18 protein-coding genes are annotated in these 19,234 nt (G+C 65.3%); 12 read left to right on the top strand and 6 right to left on the bottom strand.

From position 1 onward, the window contains the following. Positions 1 to 35 precede the first annotated feature (35 nt). Both ACOCMM_RS10565 and ACOCMM_RS10560 read left to right on the top strand, forming a co-directional pair. The gene (locus ACOCMM_RS10565) at positions 36 to 560 is read left to right on the top strand and encodes an AAA family ATPase (protein ID WP_419553118.1); all 525 of its coding nucleotides are present in this window, start codon (positions 36 to 38) and stop codon (positions 558 to 560) included. Beyond that, positions 553 to 924, top strand: coding sequence for a hypothetical protein (locus tag ACOCMM_RS10560; RefSeq protein ID WP_419553117.1), 372 nt, complete (start codon positions 553 to 555; stop codon positions 922 to 924). Before ACOCMM_RS10565 ends, ACOCMM_RS10560 begins: the two co-directional genes overlap by 8 nt. Here the strand turns inward: ACOCMM_RS10560 and ACOCMM_RS10555 are convergent. Next, complete coding sequence (locus ACOCMM_RS10555; RefSeq protein WP_419553116.1) at positions 895 to 2,253, bottom strand: M24 family metallopeptidase; 1,359 nt, start codon at positions 2,251 to 2,253, stop codon at positions 895 to 897. The two genes, ACOCMM_RS10560 and ACOCMM_RS10555, sit on opposite strands and share 30 nt — an antisense overlap. Positions 2,254 to 2,345: 92 nt before the next feature. On the opposite strand from ACOCMM_RS10555, the gene ACOCMM_RS10550 reads away from it, so the two are divergent. From ACOCMM_RS10550 to ACOCMM_RS10535, 4 genes are all read left to right on the top strand, one after another. Next, positions 2,346 to 3,242 (top strand): MOSC domain-containing protein, encoded by an 897-nt coding sequence (locus tag ACOCMM_RS10550; protein ID WP_419553115.1) that lies wholly within the window; start codon positions 2,346 to 2,348, stop codon positions 3,240 to 3,242. An 82-nt stretch (positions 3,243 to 3,324) separates the two neighbouring features. Continuing rightward, entirely contained in the window at positions 3,325 to 3,696 is a 372-nt protein-coding gene (locus tag ACOCMM_RS10545; RefSeq protein ID WP_419553114.1) for a type II toxin-antitoxin system VapC family toxin, read from the top strand. A gap of 438 nt (positions 3,697 to 4,134) precedes the next feature. Further along, a complete protein-coding gene (locus tag ACOCMM_RS10540) occupies positions 4,135 to 6,354 on the top strand; it encodes a fibronectin type III domain-containing protein (protein ID WP_419553113.1) in 2,220 nt (739 codons plus the stop codon). A gap of 186 nt (positions 6,355 to 6,540) precedes the next feature. Further along, complete coding sequence (locus ACOCMM_RS10535) at positions 6,541 to 7,071, top strand: hypothetical protein (protein WP_419553112.1); 531 nt, start codon at positions 6,541 to 6,543, stop codon at positions 7,069 to 7,071. Positions 7,072 to 7,111: 40 nt separating this feature from the next. On the opposite strand, the gene ACOCMM_RS10530 is transcribed toward ACOCMM_RS10535, so the two are convergent. Both ACOCMM_RS10530 and ACOCMM_RS10525 read right to left on the bottom strand, forming a co-directional pair. Then, positions 7,112 to 8,338 (bottom strand): CaiB/BaiF CoA transferase family protein, encoded by a 1,227-nt coding sequence (locus ACOCMM_RS10530; RefSeq protein ID WP_419553111.1) that lies wholly within the window; start codon positions 8,336 to 8,338, stop codon positions 7,112 to 7,114. Then, positions 8,335 to 9,744, bottom strand: a complete 1,410-nt coding sequence (locus tag ACOCMM_RS10525; RefSeq protein ID WP_419553110.1) for a CaiB/BaiF CoA transferase family protein — start codon at positions 9,742 to 9,744, stop codon at positions 8,335 to 8,337. The genes ACOCMM_RS10530 and ACOCMM_RS10525 overlap by 4 nt, the downstream gene beginning before the upstream one ends. Before the next feature lie 224 nt (positions 9,745 to 9,968). Here ACOCMM_RS10525 and ACOCMM_RS10520 point away from each other — a divergent pair, with 224 nt between their 5' ends. Then, entirely contained in the window at positions 9,969 to 10,367 is a 399-nt protein-coding gene (locus ACOCMM_RS10520; protein WP_419553109.1) for a limonene-1,2-epoxide hydrolase family protein, read from the top strand. 7 nt (positions 10,368 to 10,374) lie between these two features. Continuing rightward, complete coding sequence (locus tag ACOCMM_RS10515) at positions 10,375 to 11,154, top strand: SDR family NAD(P)-dependent oxidoreductase (protein WP_419553108.1); 780 nt, start codon at positions 10,375 to 10,377, stop codon at positions 11,152 to 11,154. Between the two features lie 537 nt (positions 11,155 to 11,691). Here ACOCMM_RS10515 and ACOCMM_RS10510 read toward each other — a convergent pair. Beyond that, positions 11,692 to 12,204, bottom strand: coding sequence for a hypothetical protein (locus tag ACOCMM_RS10510; protein ID WP_419553107.1), 513 nt, complete (start codon positions 12,202 to 12,204; stop codon positions 11,692 to 11,694). A 147-nt stretch (positions 12,205 to 12,351) separates the two neighbouring features. Here ACOCMM_RS10510 and ACOCMM_RS10505 point away from each other — a divergent pair, with 147 nt between their 5' ends. Further along, complete coding sequence (locus ACOCMM_RS10505; protein WP_419553106.1) at positions 12,352 to 12,636, top strand: hypothetical protein; 285 nt, start codon at positions 12,352 to 12,354, stop codon at positions 12,634 to 12,636. A gap of 46 nt (positions 12,637 to 12,682) precedes the next feature. Here ACOCMM_RS10505 and ACOCMM_RS10500 read toward each other — a convergent pair whose 3' ends face one another. Continuing rightward, positions 12,683 to 12,847 (bottom strand): hypothetical protein, encoded by a 165-nt coding sequence (locus ACOCMM_RS10500; protein ID WP_419553105.1) that lies wholly within the window; start codon positions 12,845 to 12,847, stop codon positions 12,683 to 12,685. 57 nt (positions 12,848 to 12,904) lie between these two features. On the opposite strand from ACOCMM_RS10500, the gene ACOCMM_RS10495 reads away from it, so the two are divergent. The 3 genes from ACOCMM_RS10495 to ACOCMM_RS10485 all read left to right on the top strand — a co-directional run bounded on the left by ACOCMM_RS10495 (position 12,905) and on the right by ACOCMM_RS10485 (position 17,827). Then, positions 12,905 to 14,638, top strand: coding sequence for a DUF262 domain-containing protein (locus ACOCMM_RS10495; protein WP_419553104.1), 1,734 nt, complete (start codon positions 12,905 to 12,907; stop codon positions 14,636 to 14,638). Beyond that, positions 14,635 to 15,891 carry a type II toxin-antitoxin system HipA family toxin gene (locus ACOCMM_RS10490; RefSeq protein WP_419553103.1) on the top strand — a complete coding sequence of 419 codons (1,257 nt, stop codon included), beginning with the start codon at positions 14,635 to 14,637 and terminating at the stop codon, positions 15,889 to 15,891. Before ACOCMM_RS10495 ends, ACOCMM_RS10490 begins: the two co-directional genes overlap by 4 nt. A gap of 187 nt (positions 15,892 to 16,078) precedes the next feature. Next, positions 16,079 to 17,827, top strand: coding sequence for an N-acyl-D-amino-acid deacylase family protein (locus ACOCMM_RS10485; protein ID WP_419553102.1), 1,749 nt, complete (start codon positions 16,079 to 16,081; stop codon positions 17,825 to 17,827). Positions 17,828 to 18,007: 180 nt separating this feature from the next. Here the strand turns inward: ACOCMM_RS10485 and ACOCMM_RS10480 are convergent, their stop codons facing one another. Then, positions 18,008 to 19,210 (bottom strand): PLP-dependent aminotransferase family protein, encoded by a 1,203-nt coding sequence (locus tag ACOCMM_RS10480; RefSeq protein ID WP_419553101.1) that lies wholly within the window; start codon positions 19,208 to 19,210, stop codon positions 18,008 to 18,010. Positions 19,211 to 19,234 lie beyond the last annotated feature (24 nt).

Here is a 19,234-nt window from a genome sequence, read left to right as displayed (position 1 = left end):
GGGCGAGCACCTCGTCGTCGCTACGGTGAGCCGCTGTGAGCGTCAAGGAGATTCTGATCGTCGCCGGGCCCAACGGCACCGGCAAGACGACGTTCGCGCGCGATCACTTGGATCTCGAAGCCCGCGGGCTGACGTACCTCAATGCCGATCTCATCGCTGCAGGGCTCTCCCCTGGTGAACCCGCCCTCGCAGATCTGCGAGCCGGCCGGCAGATGCTGGCCGAAATGGATCGGCTCGCAAGCGACGGCCACAGCTTCGCGTTCGAGACCACTCTGTCGGGGCGGGGTTACTTGCGGCGCATCCGACGCTGGCGTGCCGACGGCTACCACGTCACACTGCTGTTCCTGTCGCTGCCGTCAGAGGAACGTGCGATCACTCGCGTGCGGCGGAGGGTCTCCCTCGGCGGGCATCACGTGCCAGACGAGACGGTGCGCAGGCCGTACCATGCGGGCTTGGAGAACTTCTGGCACCTGTACTCGCCCGTCGTCGACGAGTGGGTGTTCTGGGACAACCGGGGGGAACGGCCGCTGATGATCGAACGGAGCACCAGCCTTGCCTGATCCTGTCATCGCGAGCGATGGATGCGCCCAGCAGAATGGCTTGAATGCCAATGGCCGTCTGCGGTTCTCGGGCCCCGAGTTCACGGCGAGCGTCGAGCGGTCCCTGATTCGGGCGGCGAAGAATGCACATCTCGAGGCGTACCTCGCGGACGAGGGCGTTGCGTACGACCGCGACGGCGTGTTCGGCATCTACAAGCCCGATCCGGCCATGTACGAAGACTTGATCCCGCCGGACATGGACAGAAGCCGCATCCCGCCCCAATTCGAAGACGAGCAAATAATCCCCGACGTTCCGACGACGTTTCCGCAGGAAATCCTGGACGGACTGAGGGCGCTAGCCAACAACTCCCGACCGACCGAATAACCCGAGCGGCAAGGTCGTCAGCACCTCGTTGCCGGTTGCGGTGATCAGTACTTGGTCCTCCAGCTTGACGCCCTCGCCGCCGCTGCGAGGACCGACGTAGGCCTCCACACACACGACCATGCCGGGTTCCAGCACACCGTCATAGCCGACCCGATCCCACTTGTGCCGGAACGTCACCGATGGGTACTCGTCGCACAGGCCCACGCCGTGTGCCAGCGAGGTGTAGTGGCGGTACTCGTCGGGATCGGGATACCAAGCTGCCTCGGTGAGCTCTCGAAAGGGCGTCCCAGCTTGGAAGAGCTCGGTATTCCGCTGGATCTGCTCTGCTGCCAGCGACCAAGTGTCGTGCTGCGATGCCGAGGGGCGGTCGTTGCCGCACAGCCATGTGCGGGACATGTCCACGCACATGCCGTAGGCACCTACCAGGTCGGTGTCGAAGCCCATCAGCTCCCCCGCCTGCACCCGCCGGCTGCTCGCCTCCTGGTACCAGGGATTTGTCCTCGGTCCCGACGACAGCAGCCGCGTCTCGATCCATTCGCCGTAACGACGCAAACTGCCCGCCCACAAAGCCGCCCAGAGGTCCAATTCGCTTACGCCGGGCTCGAAGATCGCTTCCATCTCGCCGATGGCGGCCTCGCACGCATGTACCGCGCAGCGCATGGCCCGGATCTCATCGGCGCTCTTGACCGTGCGGGCAGTCTCCATGAGCGGCTCCCCTGCCACGAGTTCGATGCCGTGCGACTCGAGTGCACGTGCGGCGCCCAGATCCAGCCGATCCACAGCCAGACGCCCACCCAATCGACGGCTCGAGGTTCGGGCATGCTCGCTGACGAGATCGGCGACCTCGACGGCCCAGCGCTGGGCGATCTCGGGTGCCCGCGGGCCGGCGAGAAAGTGCGTGTACGACGGCGCCGGGCGGATCTCGTCGACGGCCTCGGAGTGCGCATCCAGGAACTCGCCATCGGAGAACTCGAACACGACGACGGGTCCGTCGGTGTTGACCACAGCGAAGCGGACTGCGTTGTGCATGGTCCACAGCGACATGTTCGTGGTGTCGGTGGCGTAACGAATGTTGACTGGGTCGTACAGCAGCGCTGCGTCGCAATCGGCACTGCGCAGTCGCTCGCGGACTCGTTCCAGCCGGTACTTGCGCATCGCCGGACGGTCAGGAAGCTCCAGTCCAGCGGTCAGCCATTCGGCTTCCAGCTCCGCGCCGGGGCCGAGCGCGTGCATGTTCAGCTCCGTGTGGTCCAGCAGCCATTCGGGCGGCTCGGCTCGGGCAATCCCGATCTTGGGCCGGTGCCGACTCTCGAAGGACTGCTCTGCCATAGCGGACTGCTCTCGCCTGCCCTGCGTGCTGAAGCCGGCGCCTGACGCCGAGGTACTGCGCCGGCAACGCGCGGCGAGCCTAGGGTCTGACCATGACAACGGAGAGCCACCCTGAGGGCACGCTCACAGGGATCACCATCCACCCCATCAAGGGCTGCCGGCGCATCGAACTCGACTCGGTCGTGGTCTCAGCAACAGGTCTCGATGGCGATCGCGCATGGCAGGTGGTGACGGTTCCTGACCATGACGGCGCCCTCGGTAAGGCGGTCACGCAGCGCCAGAACGCAGCGCTCGCCACGGTTTCGCCAGTTCCCATCGACGGTGGGTTGACCATCAGCGCGCCCGATGCCGGCACGATCGACGTGAAGCGGCCTGAGGCCAACGACGTCACCGTGCATGCGCTCATCGGCGACGAGGTCGCCTGCGCAGATGCGGGTGACGAAGCTGCAGAGTTCTTCAGCGAGGTCTTGGGATTCCCGGCTCGGCTCGCTGCCCTGACTCCCGAGTCGTCCCGCCCAGTGCGACTCTTCCGGGGACGGCTCACCGGCTTCGCCGACGCAGCTCCGGTGCTCGTCGCCAACACTGCCTCCCTCGATGACCTCGTAACCCGGGCGACCGAGCCCTTCGGGATCGAACGATTCCGGGCAAACCTCATCGTCACCAACGATCATCCCTGGTCAGAAGACACCTGGACCGAGTTCTCAATCGGCGATGCCGACCTCGTCGCTCGGATCGCGTGGCCCCGCTGTTCCGTCCCACAGATTGACCAGGACACGGGCGAGCGACACCGCGAGCCCGCTTTGGTACTGCGCAAGCACCGCTGGTGCTACTCCGCCGAAGGATTCTCGCCCGGCATGCGGGGAATGCTGGAGGGCAACGCCATGTTCGGCATCGCCTGCACCGTCGATCCCGAAGGCACTGTGCTGTCGGTGGGCGATCGAGTCACGGTCGCGTCGACCGGCCCCCCACTGCTCAACGCGCCACGCTGAGGCACCGACGGGCAATCTCCAAGAGAACGGCCCGGTCGACTGGAACGCCGTGTGAATGCCGTCGGACATTCGTTCGTAGCGAATGCATGAACCATGCAAGCGACTGCTCATGTCAAACCGGCGACTAGTGATCTCGCCACTCGTACTGGCTGAAGTCGACTATCTGGCTGCGAAGATTGTCGGTATCGACGCCGAATTGGCGATGCTGTCAGAGCTGTCCGCGGGCGCATATGAGTTGGCATCCCTCGATCGTGTCGACCTCATTCGGACTCGGGCAGTCGTCGAGCGGTATCGAGACCTGCCCCTCGGCCTCACCGACGCCTCCCTCGTCGTCCTCGCTCACCGCTACGAGACCGACTCCATCGCAACGTTGGACGAAAGACACTTCCGCGTGGTCCAGTCGCTCAAGGGACGCCCATTCGCAATTCTCCCCGCTGATCGATCCCCGGCCTAGCTGGATGCTGGTCACCGTCGGTGGCAGCGAGCTGCCGAGCAGCCTGCGTTGTATCGGCCTGCCTGAGCCTGAATTCTTGTAGGGCCGAAGACCTCTAGGGCCGAAGACCTCCGGTTCAAGCGAATTGGGCGACCTCTGCCTGATGAACACGTGCGGACGCGCCCTTTGGCGGTTGGTTCTGGTGGGCATCTGCGGCCTGCATATGTGAATCAAGTACATGTTTACATGCGTTATCGTTCATGTGTCATCCAGTCAATGTCAGTTCGAGCCCCAGCGTGGTGCTGTGCGGCAACGAGCTGTTGTGGGCCTGCAGCAGGCCCTGAAGCCCTCTTGGAGTGAAGCCCGTGACCTCTGACGCACTGCGATCCCATACCCCCCCCCCCCCGCGGAATGAGGCCCCCCAGGCGCAGACGGGCTGTGCCCGCAGCATTGGCGGCGATGGCGCTCGCAGCAGCAGTGCTGTCTCCTGCCGCGGGGGCGTCTGCTAGCTCGCTGCATCCCAAGGGCCTGTCCACTTCGCTGGCGGACGGGACAGTCACCCTGAGCTGGAACGCGCCCATCGACGACGCCGAGGGAGTCACCGGCTACCAGATCCTGCGTCGCCGCCCCGGGGTGGACGCAGTCGGCACGTTCCACGTCGTGGCCGACGACACCGCCACCGGCGACGTCTCGTTCACCGATCGCTGCGCGGACCAGCCCGGCACCGCCTACACCTACCGGGTCAAAGCGCGCCGCGGCGACCAGCTCAGCCGCTGGGGCAACTACTCACGCATCGACCTGCCCGCAAGCTACGTCGCTGCTGACCCGCAGACCGGCTGTCACCCCGACACCGGCACACCCCCCACCACCACCGACGGTGACAGCGGCAACGATGATGGCGGCGACGGCGACGGCGACAACGATGACGGGGGCGATCCCGACAACGGCGACGGCGACAACGATGACGGGGGCGATCCCAACAACGGCGACGGCGACGGCGACAACGATGACGGGGGCGATCCCGACGACGGCGACGGCGACGGCGATGACGGGGGCGATCCCGACAACGGCGAGGGTGGTGTTGCTGGTTCGGCGGTGTCGGTCAAGTCGGACGCGAACTACCAGCAGAACAACCAGGACAACAAGCAATTCGTGCCCCCGCCCGACGACAACGACGGCGAGGGCGTCGTGCCGCGGTCCTCGCTGCAGAACACCGGCTCGGCACAGTTCCAGGACCGCTCCACGCTGTCGGGCCTGCCCGCGAGCTACCCGAACGCGCTCGGCTTCGATCCCGGCCCTCCCCCCGCTTTCGCCCGTGCCGAGCACGTCGCCCCCTATGACGCTTCGGAGAGGACCGGCGTTGACCCTTCGAGATTCGTTCCTCGCGATGTCGTCGCGGTGCTGATCGATGACGGCATCACGGTCAGCTGGCAGTTGCCCGCGGACTTTTCCGCCTGCGCCGAGTACGACATCGAGCGGGTGCCCGGCACCCGGGCTGTGACCTCCTACATCCGTCCCGACGGCCTCAAGGCCTGGAAGATCACAGAGACCGGCGCCTACTACAAGTACACCTGCATCGACCGGCGCGAGAATCAGGGCTTTGAGATCTACCGCACCTCATTCGGGCACGTCTACCGCAACGGCACAGTGGAGCTGCTCTCGGACAGCCAGCCCTACCTGATCGGCACCGTCTTCGCCCACGTCACAAGGTTCACCGACCGGAGCCGCGATGCGCTGGTCGGCCCGCGCCGGCACATCTACCAAATACGCGCGCTGTACGCAACGCACGGGACCGCCGTCGGAGGCGACGTCGTCATCGACCGCGATTTCGGCAGCCGCCTTTCCCCCGACGCCTTCATCGAACGCGAACACGACGCCGCACAACCCAACGCACAGTCACCCCGGAGCCTCACGGTCTCGATCCCCACCAAAGAAGACGTCGCCGCCAACGGCGCCACCCTCGGTATCCACCTCGACTGGGACCCACCCACAGCCGACACATCATCGGTCACCGAATACGTCATCCAACGCCGCATCGTCAGCGCTCGCGACCGAATGCTGCCCTATGAGGACGTCCGCACCATCACTGACACCGGCACCACCTCATGGGTCGACACCACCACACCCGACGTCGTCGACACCGCCAACCAGCGACTCCTCCGATGGAGGCAATTCTTGTACCGGATCGTCGCCGTACGCGGCACCGACCACAGCAACCCCTCCGCAGCGGCCTCCACCGACTCCGACCGCCAGCTCGCCGCAGACGGCCTCGTCACCACCATCGGTGTCTCGCGCACCGGCGCCGGGTTCCGCATCAACATGAGCGGCAACGACGTAGACGGCAACCAACTGTCCGATCCGGCCAGAAACTGGGTGAGGTACGCCGGATACGCCAAGCTCCTGAGCGTGAGCATCGGCACCAAGAGCTGGGGCCATTACCCGCCAGCCGACCACTCCGTCAGCCCACCGAGACAGCAGGCGACTCCTGCCGTCGTGGACATGTGGGTGCAGGACTTGAATCCGAACACGACCTACACGGCCGAGGTCGCGTTCTACATTCCGGCCGAGGAAACGAAGGCGCAGGGGTACGTCCCGACGCATACAGGTGGATTCAACTCTGGGGGAATCTACGGGCCGAGGCATCTGGTGGGCATTGTCACCTTCACGACGCTTTCTTGAATGCCGCGTCGCCGCCCGGTGCGACTGTTCCAAGGGTGCCGCACAGGATTCGCCGATGCCGCACCGGGCTGGTCGCCAACGTGGCCTCACGGGACGACCTCGTGACGTGAACCATATGGTGCAGAGTTTCAGTCAATTTCAATAATTCTGACGAGGCGCCGCTGCAGGGCTGCTACCGTTCGGCACATGGACCTGAGCGCGCTCGCGCAAGTTGGCACGATGGTGCTGGCGGCATTGGCGATCGTGTGGCACCAGCAAAGATCCAACGACAAACTCCGTGACGACATGAGCGCTCAGATCACCGGGGTACGCGACGAGCTACGCGGCGAGATCACCGGGGTACGCGACGAGCTACGCGACGAGTTACGTGGCGAGATCGGCGGGGTACGCGACGAGCTCACCGGGGTACGCGACGAGTTACGCGACGAGTTACGTGGCGAGATCGGCGGGGTACGCGGCGAGATCATCGGGGTACGCGACGAGTTACGCGACGAGTTACGTGGCGAGATCGGCGGGGTACGCGACGAGCTCACCGGGGTACGCGACGAGCTCGGCACAGTGCGTTCGATTGTCGTCGAGAACGGCCAGCGTCTTGCACGTATTGAGGGTTATCTGGGTATCGGCATGCCGTCAGAGGCTGCGACGGCTGCGGCCGGTGCCCGCGTAGCTCAGCAAGCCAAGCTCCCAAGCACTGAAGAAGCAAGCGAAGCGCCCTGAGACCTCGGGCGGCCCAGCGCTCTTCACGAGGCCGGTCAGATCAGCTCAACTCGCTGAGCACTTCGTCGGTGTGCTCGCCCAGGATCGGGGCGCGCTGCCAGGCCCACCAGTCGACATCGGTGGTGAACGGCGAACCTGGAACCGTGAAGGTGCCGAGCACCGGGTGCTCCTCGGAGCGCCACCAGCCGACCGCTTCGAGGTGCGGGTCGTGGCGCAAATCGCCCACGGTGTTGACCGGCGTGATGGGAATGCGTCGCCGCTGACCTTCGACGAACAACTCCTGCTTGGTGAACTGAGTTGTCAGTTCCTCTACCCACGCGTCCACTGCCTCAAGGGCCTCGCGGCGCACCACGATGTCCACGAAGATCTCGTCGAGAATGCCCTCGTTGCCGGTGAGCTCGTTCACCCACTGTGCCACTGCATTCCAGTGCGTCGGCTGGATAGCGATGATGGCGACATAACCGTCGGACGCTGGGTACATGCCCATCGGGCTCGTGACCGGCCGGCGGTTGCCGGCCCGAGGCCTCGGCACCTGGTCGTCGAGGTACAGCGGCACGCCCGTCTCGGGCGAGAGCCACAGCCCGACCTCCTGCAGCGACAGATCGATGGTCTGGCCCAGCGCCGGCTCGCCGGCTGCCGTGGCTTGGTTGCGCGCACGCACCGACATCATCGAGCCGATCACCGCATGCAGCGACGCACCGTGCATCAGCACGCCGATCTCGCCCGCCGGTGTCAGCGGCGGACCGTGCGGGAATCCCACGGTGGACGCCAACCCGCACGAAGCCCAGCCGATGAGGTTCGACGAGCGCCAGCCGCGACGCGGCCCCGTCATGCCGAACGGCGTGATCGACACCCACGTCACGTGCGGGAACCTCGCGACGATGCCGGCCACTCCGAGGCCTCCCTGGTCGCTGTCTGCCAGCCACGGATAGGAGTCCTGGATGGCGGGCAGCGCGTCGTCGAGCACCACGTCGGCCGACCCGATCAGGGCCACCAGCGCCGCGGCATCGTCGGCATCGGTTGGGTCGAGCACGACGCTGCGCTTGGTCGCGCCGTAGTAGGCCCACCACAGGCTCGCTTCGGGACCCTCATGGCCCGGCGCCAGCGGCGGCATCCTGCGAATCGGACTTCCGTCGGGCGGCTCCACGCAGATCACATCGGCACCGAGCGCCGCCCACACCCGGGTTCCGTACGCACCCGACAGCCCGGTCATGTCGAGTACCCGCACGCCGGCCCACGGGCCCTGCCGTTGGGGTGCAGCGATCACGCCGCACCACCGGTGACGTTGCCATCGGCGTCGTAGAAGTCCGCTATCCCGACCGATTCGTACCACCGGTCGAACGGGCGCTCCAGGATGACTTCGGGCCGGGCATCGGCGAATGCCACCCCGTCGGCAACCATTTGCGCCGCTTCGCTGTCCGAATAGCCGAGCTCGGTGAGCACATCGACCGTGTCGCCGCCCATGTTCGGACCCGCTCGCGTGACATAGGGCGGCGTTCGGCTCATGCGCAGCGGATTGCGAACGAACAGGTCCCGTCCCAATCTCGGGCTTGGCACCACCGAGTACGGGCGGCGGTCGTGCACTTGGGGATCGGCCATCACGCCGCGATGATCGAGCACTTCATAGGCCGCAACGCCAATGGCCTGCAGTTCGGCGGCGGCCTGCTGCGCGCTGCGGCGGGCGGTCCACAACGACAGCTCAGCGTCGATGGCGTCGTGGTTGGCGATGCGGTCGGCGAGCGTGTCGTGCGGGTACCTCGACAGAGCCGGCTGCCCGCTGCGGTCGTGCGCGTCGATTGCGGACCATTCGGCGAGCGCGGCAAGCGAACGCCATGCGTCATCGCTTTGCACCTCCACGGCCACCCAGCGGTCGTCGCCGGCACACGGGTAGATGCCAGCGGGCGCTGCCCACGACACCCGGTTGCCATTGCGGAACGGTTCAGGCACGCCCAAGTCCTGGCCGACCAGGTACGGCCCCAAGAACGACACCGTGGTCTCCAGCTGGCTGATGTCGATGAATCGGCCCTCCCCGGTGCGGTCCCGTTCATGCAGGGCGCTGACGATGGCCAGCATGGTGTGCAGGCCGCCCATGTAGTCGGGCGGTGCGATCGAGGGAATGCCGGCAGGCTCCTCGTGGGGGAAGCCCGTGAGCGCATCCCATCCCACCAGCGGGGCCTGGTTCGGCCCGAAGGCACGGAACGGGTAGTACGGCTTGTCCGGGTCCACGCCGAAGCCGGTCATGCCCGCATAGATGATGTTCGGGGACACCTCGACGACCGAGGCGTAGTCGAGTCCGAGCTCGGCAATGCCGGGTGCCGCAAAATTCGTCAGGAAGACGTCACAGGTGGCCAGCAAGCGCTTCGCTGCTTCGAGTGCCTCGGGGTGCTTCAGCTCGAGGCCCACCGAGCGCTTGCCGGCAGACATTTCGGGCACGTACGGGCCGGTGTCGCAAAAGACGTCGGCCAGCTCGGGGTCGCGGGCCCATGCTGAGCCGAACGCTCGCGCCACATCGGGATAGCTGCGGGCCTCAACTTTGAAGACCTCCGCCCCATGGTGGGCCATTGCCTTGCCGCAGCACGGTGCCGCCACGGCGATGCTGATTTCGAATACCCGGACCCCCGCAAGTGGTCGGTTGTCCCCCGTTGCAGCTTCGGACTGCTGCTGTGGTCCCATAGTTCGGTGACCTTAGACGCAGCGCGTATGGGCAGCCCCCTCCCGACAGCCACTCGTTCGCTGCGCCAAGGCTTCGGGGCCATGAGTCCTCAGCTCGGCCCGGCCGCCGCCCCACTCCCGCAATCTCGCAGACCGCCGCTGCGGCACCGGATCACGCTGCGTGCTAGGAACAGGCCGTTGGCGGCTGAGTACGTCAGCCGCCCCACCCTAGGAGCAGCGCAGTCATGTCAGAACACGACCATTCCGGCGACTCGCCCACCGAAGTTGTCGCCAACTTCATCGCCGACATCGAGGCCAAAGACCTCGACGGAGCGATGTCGCACGTCGCAGCGGATGTGTACTATGACAACGTCCCGATCGGCGACATGAACGGCCGTGACAAGATGCGCGAGTTCCTGACGCCGATGCTGGGCGGTGCTGGCCCGGTCGAGTTCGAGGTCATCCGCGAGACCGCCACCGCAAACACCGTCATGAACGAGCGAGTCGACCGCTTTCACACTGGTTCGGGTCGACAGATCGAGCTGCCTGTCATGGGCATCTTCGAAGTCAACGACGGCCTCATCACCTTCTGGCGCGACTACTTCGACAACGGCACGTTCATGCGCCAGATCAAGAGCGGTTGAGCCGGCCGTGGCCTATCAGTACGACGGCTTCGACCTGACCGGCAAAGTCGCGGTCATCACAGGCGGCAACGGCGGCATCGGACTCGGCTACGCCCGCGGCATCGCAGCCGCGGGGGCCGACGTCAGCGTCTGGGGCACGAATCCCGACAAGAACTCGGCGGCCGAGGCCGAGTTGCAGCAGATCAACCCGTCCGCCAGCGCGCTTCGCTGTGACGTCTCCGACGAGGAGCAGGTCGAGAACTGCATGGCTGCGGTGATCGAGCGCTACGGGCGTATCGATGCCTGCTTTCCGAATGCAGGCATCGGCACGCAGAACCGGCAGGGCTTCCACGAGCACTCCAACGAGGACTGGTACAGCGTCCTCGACGTGAACCTGCACGGCGTGTTCTTCACGTTGCGCGCCGCAACTCGCCAGATGATCGCCCAGGGCGAGGGCGGATCGCTGGTGCTGACCTCGAGCGGCACCGCCATCCAGGGCTCGGCACGCGGCCAGGCCTACGCGGCCACGAAGGGTGCGATGCTGGCGATGATGATGAGCCTGTCGGTCGAGATGGCTCGCTACAAGATCAACGCCAATGCCATCATCCCCGGCTGGGTCGACACTGCCATGACCCAGCGGCTGTTCACCTGGGACAAGTTCGTCGACAACGTCATGCAACGTATTCCCATGCGCCGGTGGGGCGTGCCGGACGACTTCGGCGCCATCGCCGTGTACCTGATGAGCGATGCTGCGCGTTGGCACACGGGCGACGTCATCAAGATCGACGGCGGTTTCAGCATCTTCTGACGCCATCGCCAATGCCACCGACAGCATGAGGTTTGGGGCGTGGGCTATGTCGTCGATGTCGAGTGCGTGTGCTTCGGCCAGGCGGAGCATGGCGTCGGCCATGACGGCGATGAGCGCGGCGACTCGGCGCCCGGCGGGCGTGTCGCCGGCGACTGAGGTGTCTGCGATGCGGGACAGCGTGGCGGCTAGTGCGGAGTCGTCCAGATAAGCGCCCGGCGGCAGCTCGGCAGCGAGCGTGTCAAACCGGGCGGCGTAGCGGCGCTGAGTCGACGGGGCGAGTCGGTCACTGACAGCGGCTGCGACCCTGGGCGTGATGGGTCCATGCGGCAGCGTCGCCGGGTGGCACCGCGCTCGTCTCTGGGCCGCGGACAGCGTGGCGGGTAACTGGTCCGCATAGCGGGGAGTGCTCATTACCTGTCGCAGCCGCCGGCGGCGAGATCAGCATTCTGAGCGCGGCAAAGACATCTCAGCGTGCCAGCCGTCGCGGCAGCCAGCACGCAGCCCCTCGATCCATCGGATGAACTCGGAGCGGCTGTCTCACGTTTCGCGCCAGTTCGCGGCGAACTCCGGCATCGAGCTGCGCAGATCTTCACAGCCTCCGGTTAGCGCAGCCCACGTCGCCGCCTCGACGTCAGCGATGGCCGTGATCTGCCGGTAGAGCGATCTGACCGTTGCCGTGCGACCCACGTCCGCAGCATCCGCGGCCTCCCCGGTGAGCCCGTCGATCTCCCTCATCATTTCGGCATCGGCCACAGCGAACGCCATGCACTCTCGGAGTCGGGTCGCGTCCGTCGCTGGTGGCGCCGCGGCAACTGTCGTGGTGGTGGTCAGGGCTGCCTTCGTGGTGGTCGGGGCCAGGGCTGCGCTGCCGTCGGTACCGCCGCCGGTGCAGCCGGTCATGATCAGCCCGAGCGTGACGACGGCCCACAGTGCGACGAGCGCTGCAGCGGACTGTGGCCGTGGTGTCGGTGTCATGGCCACGACGCTAGGTGCGCGCAGCGTGACGGCGGCTGCGACGGCGGGCTGGTGGCGGGCGGGAAGGTCAGCCACGCGAAGATGCCGCCCTCTGAGTCGGTCACCTATGCTGGCCCGCCGAGCGCGTGAATGCCGACAAGCCTCACCGGTCACTCATGCAGCCTTGGGGAGGCCACATCGACGGGCCAGCAGTATGACCAACGAGCCTGAGCGTCCGTCGCCGTGATCTTCACATTGGTACTCATACTCGCTGCGCTGATTCTTGGCGCAGCAGTTCGGTTGCCTCGCCGCGAACCCGAAGGTTGGCTTGAGCGCACCTGCGGGTGGCTCGGTTCCGGGCTGTTCGTGTTCGTCTTCTTGGGATTGCCGGGCTGGGACGAAGGTCCAGCGCACCTTGTGAGGACCGTCATGTTCTGGGTGATCGTTAACGGTGTCCTGGAGATGCGGCGGCGCTACGAGTTCATGGTCGTGCGCCGCGATCGACGGGGTAGTCAAGACAGCGCATAGCGACGCCTGGGCAACACATAAGGGTTGCCCTACGGTCCGCACGAAATCACATTGCGAACAACGTGATGCCGCGCATACCCATGCGCCGGTGGGGCGTGCCAGACGACTTCGGCACCATCGCGGTGTACCTCATGAGCGACGCAGCCGCAGGTACACCGGCGGCGTCATCAAGATCGACGGCGGTTTCAGCATCTTCTGACGCCCCGTGCAAGCGGCGATCCTCATGATATGCCGGAGACTCAAGACGACTTCGCCTAGCTTCAAGCTTGTGACCCAACGCCCTCCGTCGACAACTGCTGAACGGTTCAAGATCTCCGAGCTCGTCGCGTTGGTGGCCGGAGGCAAGATTCGCATCCCGAAGTTCCAAAGACCTCCGCGCTGGGATCGCAACAACCGGTTGGAACTCTTCGACAGCATCTATCGTGGCTACCCGATCGGCACGTTGCTGTTTTGGCGTCGCCCTGCGCCCGAGCAAACCATCCGTCTGGGAACGCTGCGGATCAAGGCTCCCAGCTTTCCGGATACGCTCTGGGTCGTCGATGGCCAGCAGCGTCTGCGCACGCTGGCATTGACTCTCCTGCCGCCTGGGCTCCACGACGGCAAGCCGGAGGAGGAGATCCTCTTCGACGTCGCAACCGAGAACTTCATGACGGCGGCGCGCAGCGCGCCTTCCGCCAAGCGGTTTCCTCTCAGGGGGGCACACGAAACGCGAGGCACCGTGCAGTGGCTTCGGGAGCATGAGGTCGGCGACGTCGAATACGACCGGATTACCCACCTCAGTGACCGGTTGCAGAACTTCGAAGTGCCGGCGTACATCGTGGAAACGGAAGAGGAAGCCGATCTTCGCCTGATCTTCGACCGCACCAACACATCGGGCAAGCGTCTGAAGCGGGCCGAGGTTTTCCACGCCTTGAGCACATCCAACCTCTTGGACGCCAGCGATCAGCCGAACTTGAGGCGCCTTGACCCCATGGCGGAGGACCGCTCCTTTGGAACCATCGCTCCCGACACGCTCCTCAAGTGCGTCCTGGCGATGGGGTCACCGGACATCACCCGGAACTTTCGCGCAGAACTCGATCGGCCCGCTTCCGAACGCTCAGAGGACATCGAGCGTGCTGCATCGGCGCTGGGGCACGCTGTCCGATTCCTGCAAGAGGACGCCAAGATCCCGCACTATCGCCTGTTGCCCTACCAGTTTCTCCTCGTCTGCCTAGTTCGCTACTTCGGATTCCATCCCGATCCCCATCCGTTCACGCGCGTGTCTCTGCGGCGCTGGTTCTGGCGAACCGCGGCCGTGGGGCCGCCCGGTCGCAGCGGGCACACGGGCTTCATGCGTCAACTGCTCGCCGCAGTCGAGGGAGATGACGCTGAAGCCTCGGCGGAACGACTTCTCAATCTCGTGCCGGTCGAAGGCCCCGAAAATTTGGGCATCGACGGTCGATTTGGGCTGAACAGATCGCAGTCGCGCATCGCTGCAGCGGCTCTCGCTGCGCTCAGCCCGGTCGATCTCGACGATCTCTGCCCCATTGACGTCTGCTCGACGCTCGAAGAGCATGGGACTAATGCCCTGCTCCGCATTCACCAATCTGCCTTGTCCCGGGATGAAGGCGAACGCGACGACGCGTTGGAGCCCCAGGAATCACCGAGCGGAGCGAAGGGAGCGGCGGACAGTCGAGTAGTGCTGGGCCAGACCGTTGCGAACCGCGTCTTTGTCTCGTCGCAAGCCCTCACTTCAGGAGCCGGCAGCGAAGAACTCGGCGATGCGCTCTCCCGCGTCGCCTCAGCGACCGCCATCGACGCACCTAGCGATGTGCTCGGCAGTCATGCGATCCCGGTCGATGCTGTGTCCTGCCTCGTCGATGGTCGTGTTGAGCAGTTCTTGCTGATGCGCCACGAAGCCCTGGCCGCGGCGGTTGTCGCATTCGTTAATGCTCAAGCCGAGTGGCAGCACGGCCGGCGCCCATCAATCGAGACCCTGCTCAGGGTGCCTCTGCACCGATGAGGCGGAGTGACCGAACAGAAGCTCACATCCTGCTGCATGGCGAGGCCATCGGCCTCCTCTGGCAAAGCCACGGTACGACGACATTCGAACTCGCGCAGAGCTACTGGGACAACCCCGACCGAGCGGTGCTTGGTCAACGCTTCGAGGAACAAGATCCGTCATTTCTCCGGCAAGGCGGCGGGCGCCTCCCCGTGTGGTTCTCAAACCTCTTGCCCGAGGGCCGGCTTCGAAGCGTCATGGCCGATCACTACGGATTCAATGAACGAAATGAATTCCGGCTCCTGCTGGAACTGGGCGTCGACCTTCCTGGGGCGATAACTGTTGACACTGAAGGCGCGTACTTCGATGACGTGACAACTGTCGACAGCTCAGCAACGCTCGACGATGATGACGACAACGAGTTTCGCTTCTCGATCTCGGGCGTGCAGCTCAAGCTCTCGATGATGCAGGACGGGATTCGCCTCGTCATGCCGCCGAGCGGGCATCGAGGCGGTTTCATCGTCAAGTTCGCGAGTCCTGAGTATTCGGATCTAGCCGAAAACGAGTTCTCGATGATGAGCTGGGCGCGTGCCGCGGGAATCGTCGTCCCGGCATGCGAACTGAGGCGAATTGCCGATCTTGGGCCGCTTCCACATGGTTTCGAACCGCTTGCCGACACGAACGCATACGTGGTGGAGCGTTTCGACCGTGCTCTCGATGAATCGAGACAGACGACCGTCCACATGACCCACATGGAGGATTTCAACCAGATTGTGGGACAGTGGCCGGAGCGTAAGTATCGAAGCATCAGCTTCGAGCGGCTCGGACTACTGGTGTTCGCGCTCTGCGGTCCCGAGGATTTTGATGAATTCGTTCGACGCTTGATTTTCTACATCGTCATTGGCAACGAGGACGCTCATCTCAAGAACTGGTCTCTGTGGTATCCGGACCGAGTGCAGCCGAGACTGAGTCCGGCCTACGACCTCATTTCGACGTGCGTGTACCCCGATCTCGGCCGTGGCATGAGCCTTCGCCTGTTTGGCGATGGCGATCCACGATCTGTCCGGATCGAGTCGTTGCGCCAACTGGCATCATCAGTCGGCGGCTCCGCGAGCCGCATCGAGGCCGTTGCACAGCAGACTCTTGAGCGCATCAGAGACGCCTGGTCGCAGATCGGTGGGGACTTGCCGCTGTCGCAGGACTTTGTCGGCAGACTCAGCCAATATCAGGAGAGCCTGCCGCTCTGCGGCGGCTCGTCGATTCTGCGCGCATAGCCAACCGAGCACGGCTTCAGCATCTTCTGATGCGCCGCGGCATGCGCGGCAACCGTTTTACGAAGCTGTGTTAGATTTTGCGTGAGCGGGGGATCCGGCTCGCGCCGTCCGAACGACCGCGCTGTCCCACAGCGATGCGCCTTTCGGTGCCGCAGCGAGCCGGGCGCTGAATCACGAGGGGGACATCGTGGAGGAATACGACGTTCACATCACCGACGGCACCATCGTCGACGGGACTCGGGTGCCGAGCTTCCGGGGAGACCTGTGGATCTCCGACGGTCGCATCGCCCAGGTCGGCGGCCGCCCGGACAAGCCGTCCAAAGAGGTCATCGACGCCGGCGGCTGCATCGTGGCCCCGGGCACCATCGACCTGCACACTCACTACGACGCGCAGATCCGATGGGATCCGTACTGCTCCATTTCGAGCTGGCACGGAGTGACGTCGGTGGTGCTGGGCAACTGCGGTTTCGGATTCGCACCGTGCAAGCCCGAATTCCGCGAGCGGTCGATGCTGACGATGGTCCGTACCGAGGCGATCCCGCTCGCAGCGATGCAGGAAGGAATGCTGCCGAAGTGGGACTGGGAAACCATCCCGGAGTACCTGGACTCGTTGGATGCGGCGCCCAAGGGCGTGAACGTCCTGCAGTACATGCCGACCGCTTCGCTGATGATCTACGTGATGGGCTTGGAGGCTGCGAAGTCGCGGCCGGCCAACAACGCGGAGCGCAAGGAGATGCAGCGTCTGCTGCACGAGGGCATGGATGCCGGGCTCTGCGGCTTCTCGATCCAGCGCCTCGGCCCCAATTCCACCCAGTCCGACTTCGACGGCACGCCGATGGTCACCGACACCATGATCGACGACGACATCTTCATGCTGGCCGAGGTATTGCGCGAGCGCGACGAGGGCTTCATCCAGCTGACGCAGGCCACGAGCGCCGATGTCAACAACCCAGAGGACCTCTCCTTCAAGCGGCGGCTGGCTGAGGTCTGCGGCCGGCCGATCATCGACAACGTGGTACCGGTCAGCCAGCGCAACCCGCGAGTGCACGAGGAACGGCTCGAATGGCTCGAACAGGCGCACAACGACGGGCTGCGCATTTTCGGTCAGGGTGCCTCGATCCGCACGGGCTTCGCCTTCTCGCTCGACGAGTGGAACCTGTACGACTCGAGCCCTGCGTGGCGCGAAGCCACCACGGGCTCGCTGGAGGACAAGATCCGCAAGATGTCCGATCCGGCCATCCGCGAACGGCTGCGTGCCGAGACCGACGAGGCTGCGACGCTGTTCGCCAACACCCAGGGCGCCGTCGGCGGGCCTCCCCGCAAGCTCGTCGTGCAGGGCGTGGCCCGGCGCGAAGACCTGCAGTCCTACGTGGGCAGGTCGCTCGGCGAGATTGCCGAAACCGAAGGCAAGCACTACATCGACGTGATGCTGGACCTCTCGCTCGAGACCGATCTCCGGACCGAGTTCCTGGGCCAGGGTCCCGAGTTCAACGTGGACCACATGTCCGCCGTGTACACCGACTCGCCGTACACGATCCCTGGCGTGTCCGACGGCGGGGCGCACACCAAGTTCTTCTCCGGCGGTGCGTGGACGACCGATTTCCTGGCCTGGATCGTCCGGGACCACAAGCGCGTGACCGTCGAGGAAGCGCACTACCGGATGTCGGCGCTCGCAGCCCATGCAGCCGGCTTCAAGGACCGTGGCGTGCTCAAAGAAGGCGCCCCGGCCGACGTGCTCGTATATGACATGGACGAGCTGGCCATCGATCCCGAATGGATCGGCGAGGCGGTCTACGACCTGCCAGGGGGCGAGTGGCGGCGCGTCCAGCGTGCACACGGCTACCGGCACATCCTGGTGAACGGCGTCGAGACCTTCCAAGACGGCGAGTGCACCGGGGCCACCCCCGGCAAGCTCCTGCGCCACGGCCGCGGCTAGCGGCGAGGCTGACAGGCCCCGTCTTCCCGACTTTGTGCAGAAATGCCGCTGTAGGCGGCAATCTTGCGCAGAGAATTGCTTGGCGTCGGACTTTGTGCAGAAATGCCGCCGCAGACGGCAAATTTGCACAAAGAAGGCGTGAAAGCAGCGTTCCGAAACGTCGCCTATCCGCGCAGCCGCTTAGTTGGCGGCGATCACCTCGGCGAGGGCAGCAACGCCGTCGCGGATGTCGTCGTGGGACAGGCTGCCGAAGCACAGGCGCATGCGCCGCGCACCCCACTGCGGGTCGACTGACCAGGCCGCGCCCTCGTTGAACTGGATTCCCCGCTCAGCGGCGGGCGCCAGATAGCGGGCGGTGTCGGTGCCGGATGGAAACGTCAGCCACACGAAGATGCCGCCCTTGGGATCGGTCACCTGCACAGGCCCGCCGAGCTTGATCGCCACCTGCGACAACGCGCCGAAGTGCGTCGCCACGGCGTGACGCATGACGCGGCACTTCTCGCGCAGCGTGGCCCGCAGTTCGCGCACGTGGTCGACGAAGTGCGCCGCCGAATATTCCGCCAGAATCAGCTGCTCGACAGCGCCCGTGCCGGCATCGTCCTTGAGCGCCAAGAGCTGTCGCATCACCGGTGCTTCCGCAGCGATGAAGCCCACACGCAACGCCGGCGCTATGGACTTCGAGAAGGACCCGCAGTACACAACCCGGCCGACATCGCGGCCGTCGCGTGCCAGCGCAGCGATGGCCGGCGGGCGCTCGCCATCCCACTGCAGATCGGCGTAGCAGTCGTCTTCGAAGATCACGACATCCCACCGCCGGGCAACCTCCAGCAACTGGTGCCGTCGTTCGGTCGGCATGACCGAGCCGGTCGGGTTCTGCACGGTCGGGATCGTGTAGATGAGCTTGGGAAGGCGGTCTTGCGAGGCCAGCTCACCGAGCAACCGATCGAGCGCTTCGGGCACGATGCCGTCATCGTCGAGTCGGGCCGGCTCACAGCGCGCTCCCGCCCGGGTGAGCTTCGAGATGATCCCGCTGTAGGTGGCTTCTTCGGCAACCACGACATCTCCTGGTTCGACGAAGGCTGCAATCACCAGGTCCAGTGCCTGCAGCGAACCGGAGACCACGAGCACGTCGTCGGCGTTGATGGGCAATGCAGCGTCGGCTGCCAGACTTGCCGCGATGAACTCTCGCAGTGCCTCGTAGCCCTGCGGGTTGCCGCCGAGGTTGTAGGTGGCGAGCGCCGGGCCGTGCCTGTTGATGGCGTTGACGGCCGCTTCGGCCAGACCGCCCACCGGCACGCTTGGCGAATCGTTGTTTCCGCCGACGAAGCTGTAGCGCGGGATCGGCGTCCAGGTGGGTGCGGAAGGGGGCAGGCCCGACGCCATCTTTGATCGCACGTCGAAGGACGC

Source organism: Candidatus Poriferisodalis sp. (genome assembly GCF_965198245.1).
In the GTDB taxonomy this organism is placed as follows: domain Bacteria; phylum Actinomycetota; class Acidimicrobiia; order Acidimicrobiales; family Poriferisodalaceae; genus Poriferisodalis.
This window is presented reverse-complemented; position numbering and strand designations above follow the sequence as displayed.